The organism is Streptococcus sp. 1343 (assembly GCF_013277355.1).
Classification (GTDB): Bacteria; Bacillota; Bacilli; order Lactobacillales; family Streptococcaceae; genus Streptococcus; species Streptococcus pseudopneumoniae.
The window spans coordinates 1-4,988 of the sequence record NZ_VMMT01000106.1 but is presented as its reverse complement, the minus strand read 5'-3'; the positions used below and the strand labels follow the sequence as shown (position 1 = coordinate 4,988).

Sequence of the window (4,988 nt, the reverse complement as noted above, 5' to 3'; positions counted from 1 at the left end):
GAAGAAACAAACAAACCTGAAAAAGATGAGTCAAAAGACGAAACTTCAACAAAACCTGAAAATTCTGGTAATGCAATAACAGAAGAGAATGGGCAAACAGTACCAACTGAATCTAATCAAGGTGATACAAATAAAGTTGGAGAGTCAAATAAACCAGAAAATAATGACTCCAAAAATGAAACTTCAGAAAAAACTGTAGAAGAAGTTCCAGTAAATCCAACAGAAGGCTCTACAGAAGGAACCTCAAATCAAGGAACAGAAAATCCAGTTCAATCTGCAGAAGAATCAACAACAAACTCAGGAGAAGATGCAACTCCTAAGTCAGGAGAAAAATCAGGAGAGACTAAAGAAGAATCCACAGACGCTTCAGAAGTTCATTCTGCAACTCCAGTCGAGAAGCCGAAAGAACAAGAACCAGAAAAAACTGTAGAAGAAGTTCCAGTAAATCCAACAGAAGTCACTACAGAAGGAACCTCAAATCAAGGAACAGAAAATCCAGTTCAATCTGCAGAAGAAACAACAACGAATTCAGAGAATGTATCACCAGATACATCTAAAGAAAATACTGGGGAAATGTCCAGTATTCCTAGTGATTCGACAACCTCAGTTGAAGAAACAAACAAACCTGAAAATTCTGCTCATCCAATAACAGAGAGCGGACAAACAGAACCAGAACAATCAAACGGAAATTCAACTGAGGATGTTTCAAGCGAATCAAACACAGCCAATTCAAATGGAAACGAAGAAATTAAACAAGAAAATGAAGTAGAACCTGATAAAAAAGTAGAAGTTCAAGAGAAAACAATAGAACTAAGAAGTGTTTCTGATGTGGAGCTCTATAGTTATGAAGATAATCAATCAAAACAACATACAAGTTTGGATAAAGTACCAGATAATAAATCTGCTTATTTCATTAAGGTGAAGTCAGCTAAATTTAAAGATGTACTGCTTCCAGTTTCAAACATTGAGGATACTACAAAAGATGGCAAACCAGTCTATAAAATCACAGCTAGATTGGAACACTTGAAGCAATCTGTAGACAATCAATACCAAGACAATTTTACATATTATCTTCCAAAACTTGTTCAAAATGATGGCCCTATCTACACATCATTTAAAAAATTAATAACTGATATGAATAGTAGACCAAGTGGAACATTCACACTTGGTGCAACAATGAATGCTCGCGAGTTTGAGTTAAATGAAAACCAAGAAAGTTATGTTACAAATAACTTTACAGGGACATTGATTGGTAGTCATCAAGGTAAACATTATGCTATCTATAATTTGAAAAAGCCATTATTCAATACATTAAATAGAGCTACTGTTAAGGATCTCACCTTAAAAGATGTTAATATTTCTGGTAAGAATCATGTCGCATCAGTTGCTAAGGAAGCCACAAATTCTTCAACTTTAGATAACGTTCACGCAAATGGAATCATTGCTGGTGAGCTAGGTATCGGAGGACTTGTCCAAAAAGTTGATAATTCTACAGTAAGAAATAGTAGCTTCACCGGAAGAATAACAAATACCTTTGTTACAAAGTCTCAGTATGCAATTGGTGGCTTAGTAGGACAATTAACTGGATCTAATTCTGTAGTAGATCATTCTATTTCAACAGTAACCATTTCAAGTAATGGAGAACATTCTAATCAAACAATTGGTGGAATTGCAGGTATCGTAGAAAATAATGCAACTGTAAAAAATAGTTATGCTGAAGGTGAAATAAATAATGCTAAACCATTCGCTAGAGTTGGTGGAGTTGCAGGTTCCCTTTGGACAAATGGCTCTAGCACGGAGGACAATTCTGGGATTCTACAAAATGTCCTAAGCGATATGAATATTACAAATGGGAATGCGATTTCTGGTTACCACTTCAATGGTATGAAGAAAACAGCAGTTTACAGTAATAAAGACAATAAGGTAGTTAATGTTCAAGCAGTTGGAGATGAGGTAATGTCAGTTGATTCCACTGTAGAACGTGGTACTGAGATTGAAAAAGAAGCAGTTCAAGCCAAGAAAGACCAGATTACTACAAAGAAAACTATAACCGTGGAAGATTTCACAAATTCTGCTAAACAGGATGTAGATTATACCAAGGCCACTCATTATCAAGCGGCAAGAGAAGTTGCATATAAAAATATAGAAAAATTATTGCCTTTCTATAATAGAGACACCATTGTGAAGTATGGAAATCAATTGTCAGCTGATAATAATCTATTTAAGAAAGAATTGTTATCTGTTGTCGCTATGAAAAATGAGGAAGTGGTTTCAGATATTACTTCAGACAAGCACTCTATCAATCACTTATTACTACATTACAAAGATGGAACATCTGAGAAAGTAAACGTAACCTACCATAGTGATTTTGCAAATCTGGCTGAGTATACTATTGGAACTACAGGTCTAGTATACACACCAAATGCTTTCCTAAAAGATTATTCATCTATAATAGACAGAGTTAAAAACGACTTAAATACAGTGCAGTATAATCCATCTGCTCTTAAGAATTTGTTAGGAATCTCTGATAATGTTAAATTAACAGAACTCTATCTAGATGAACAATTCGCTAAAACCAAAGAGCACTTGACTGAGACTCTTAAAAAATTACTTTCAGCTGATGCTGCTGTTACTGGAAATAATAGTGCTATTGACAATTACATGGTTGATAAAATCAAGCGAAACAAAGAAGCCTTGATGCTAGGATTAACCTATCTAGAACGCTGGTATGATTTCAAATTTGATAAGGCTAGCGCAAAAGATTTGCTTATGTTCCATATGGATTTCTTTGGTAAGGGAAATACCTCTCCGCTAGATACAATTATTGAACTAGGTAAATCTGGCTACAACAATCTCTTGGCAAAAAATAATGTGGTTACTTACAATGCCTTGCTGACGAATAACTACGGTACAAAAGACCTGTTTAGTGCTTTAGAAGCCTATCGTAAAGCATTTGCACCTACTCAAACTAACAATGACTGGTTTAAATCACAGACCAAGGCTTATATCGTTGAAGAAAAATCTAATATTCCAGAAGTGAGGGCTAACCAGGAAAAAGCTGGTAGCAAGTACTCTATCGGTGTCTATGATCGAATCACTAGCGACAGCTGGAAATATCGTAACATGGTACTACCTCTACTTACCTTGCCAGAAAAATCAGTATTTGTCATTTCAACTATCTCTAGTCTAGGCTTTGGTGCTTATGATCGTTATCGCAATAGTGACTATAAGGCTGGTGATAAGCTCAATAAGTTTGTTGAAAAGAGTGCTCACGAAACAGCAGAGCGTCAACGAGATCACTATGATTATTGGTATCGTATTCTAGATGAAAAAGGGCGTGAAAAGCTTTATCGAAATATCTTGCTTTATGATGCCTATAAATTTGGAAATGATAATACTGAAGGAAAGGCTAAAAAAGTAGCAGATTTTGATGATCCAAATCCTGCTATGAAACATTTCTTTGGACCTGTTGGAAATAATGTTGGACATAATCAACACGGTGCTTATGCTACAGGGGATGCCGTTTATTATATGGGTTATCGTATGTTGGATAAGGATGGAGCTATCACTTATACTCATGAAATGACGCACGATTCAGATCAGGACATTTATCTTGGAGGATATGGTCGAAGAAGTGGTTTGGGACCAGAGTTCTTCGCCAAAGGCTTATTACAAGCGCCAGACCATCCAAATGACGCAACCATCACCATCAACTCGATCTTGAAACATTCAAAATCTGATAGTACAGAAGGACAACGATTACAAGTACTTGATCCAACCACGAGATTTAAAGACGCAACAGATCTTCAGAACTACGTCCACAATATGTTCGATGTCGTTTACATGTTGGAATATCTCGAAGGAAAATCTATTACAGAGAACCTTACCAATTATCAGAAAATGGAAGCTCTTAGAAAAATTGAGAACAAGTATGTAGAAGATCGTGAAGATGGAAATAAGGTTTACGCAACAAATGTAGTCAAAGATTTGACAGTAGAAGATGCTAAAAAACTGACAAGCTTTGAGAGTTTGATTGATAATAACATCCTTTCAGCTCGTGAATACAAGTCTAAAGAATACGAAAGAAATGGCTACTTCACTATTAAGTTATTTGCACCAATTTATGCAGCATTAAGTAGTGATATAGGAACACCAGGTGACCTGATGGGACGTCGTATAGCCTATGAACTACTAGCTGCTAAAGGCTTTAAAGATGGTATGGTACCATATATCTCAAACCAATACGAAGAAGAAGCCAAACAAAATGGTAAAAAGATAACTATTTATGGTAAAGAACGCGGATTGGTGACAGATGACTTGGTTTTGAAAAAGGTATTTAACGGTCAATATAAAACTTGGACAGAATTCAAGAAAGCTATGTACAAAGAACGCCAAGATAAGTTTGGACAATTAAATACAGTGTCATTTAAGGATCCATCAATTCCTTGGTATATTCGCGAAACAAAAACTATCAATAGCGTGACTGAATTACAGAAATTAATGGATGAAGCTGTTCGTAAGGATGCAGAAGATAATCGTTATTCTTGGTATAACTATAATCCAGAATATGATAGTGCGGTTCATAAGTTGAAGAGAGCAATCTTTAAAGCCTATCTTGACCAAACCGATGATTTTAGAAGTTCAATTTTTGAGAATAAAAAATAGTGTTTACTATTAGGAAATAAAAAGTGAATGTAGAGAATTAGAATTGTCATTATTAAAAAAGATAAATTTTCCATTCGGAAAATAAAATGTATTGTTGGTTCGGTGTTACTCGGAAGTGTCTTGGTTGCACCGTAACCGTCCAATAGCGAAGTATATTGAAAAATCTCCAGACTAGAGAACTCACGGATAGTTCCTAATCTGGAGATTTCTTATTTGCACTTTTCTTGTACAACTTTAGTCCATGGTAAATAAGCCTCTAAAACCTCTTTGTTTACGAGAGTTTCCTCGTTTGGAAGACATTCTAGAAGATAGGATAGATAATT

At 35.4% G+C, this 4,988-nt stretch carries 1 protein-coding gene; it reads left to right on the top strand.

Going from position 1 to position 4,988, the window contains the following annotated elements; translation table 11 throughout:
- Window positions 1-4,665, top strand: a 4,665-nt coding sequence (locus HT709_RS11425) for a ZmpA/ZmpB/ZmpC family metallo-endopeptidase (RefSeq protein ID WP_240156684.1), incomplete at its 5' end; no start/stop codon positions are given.
- Between the last annotated feature and the right edge of the window lie 323 nt (window positions 4,666-4,988).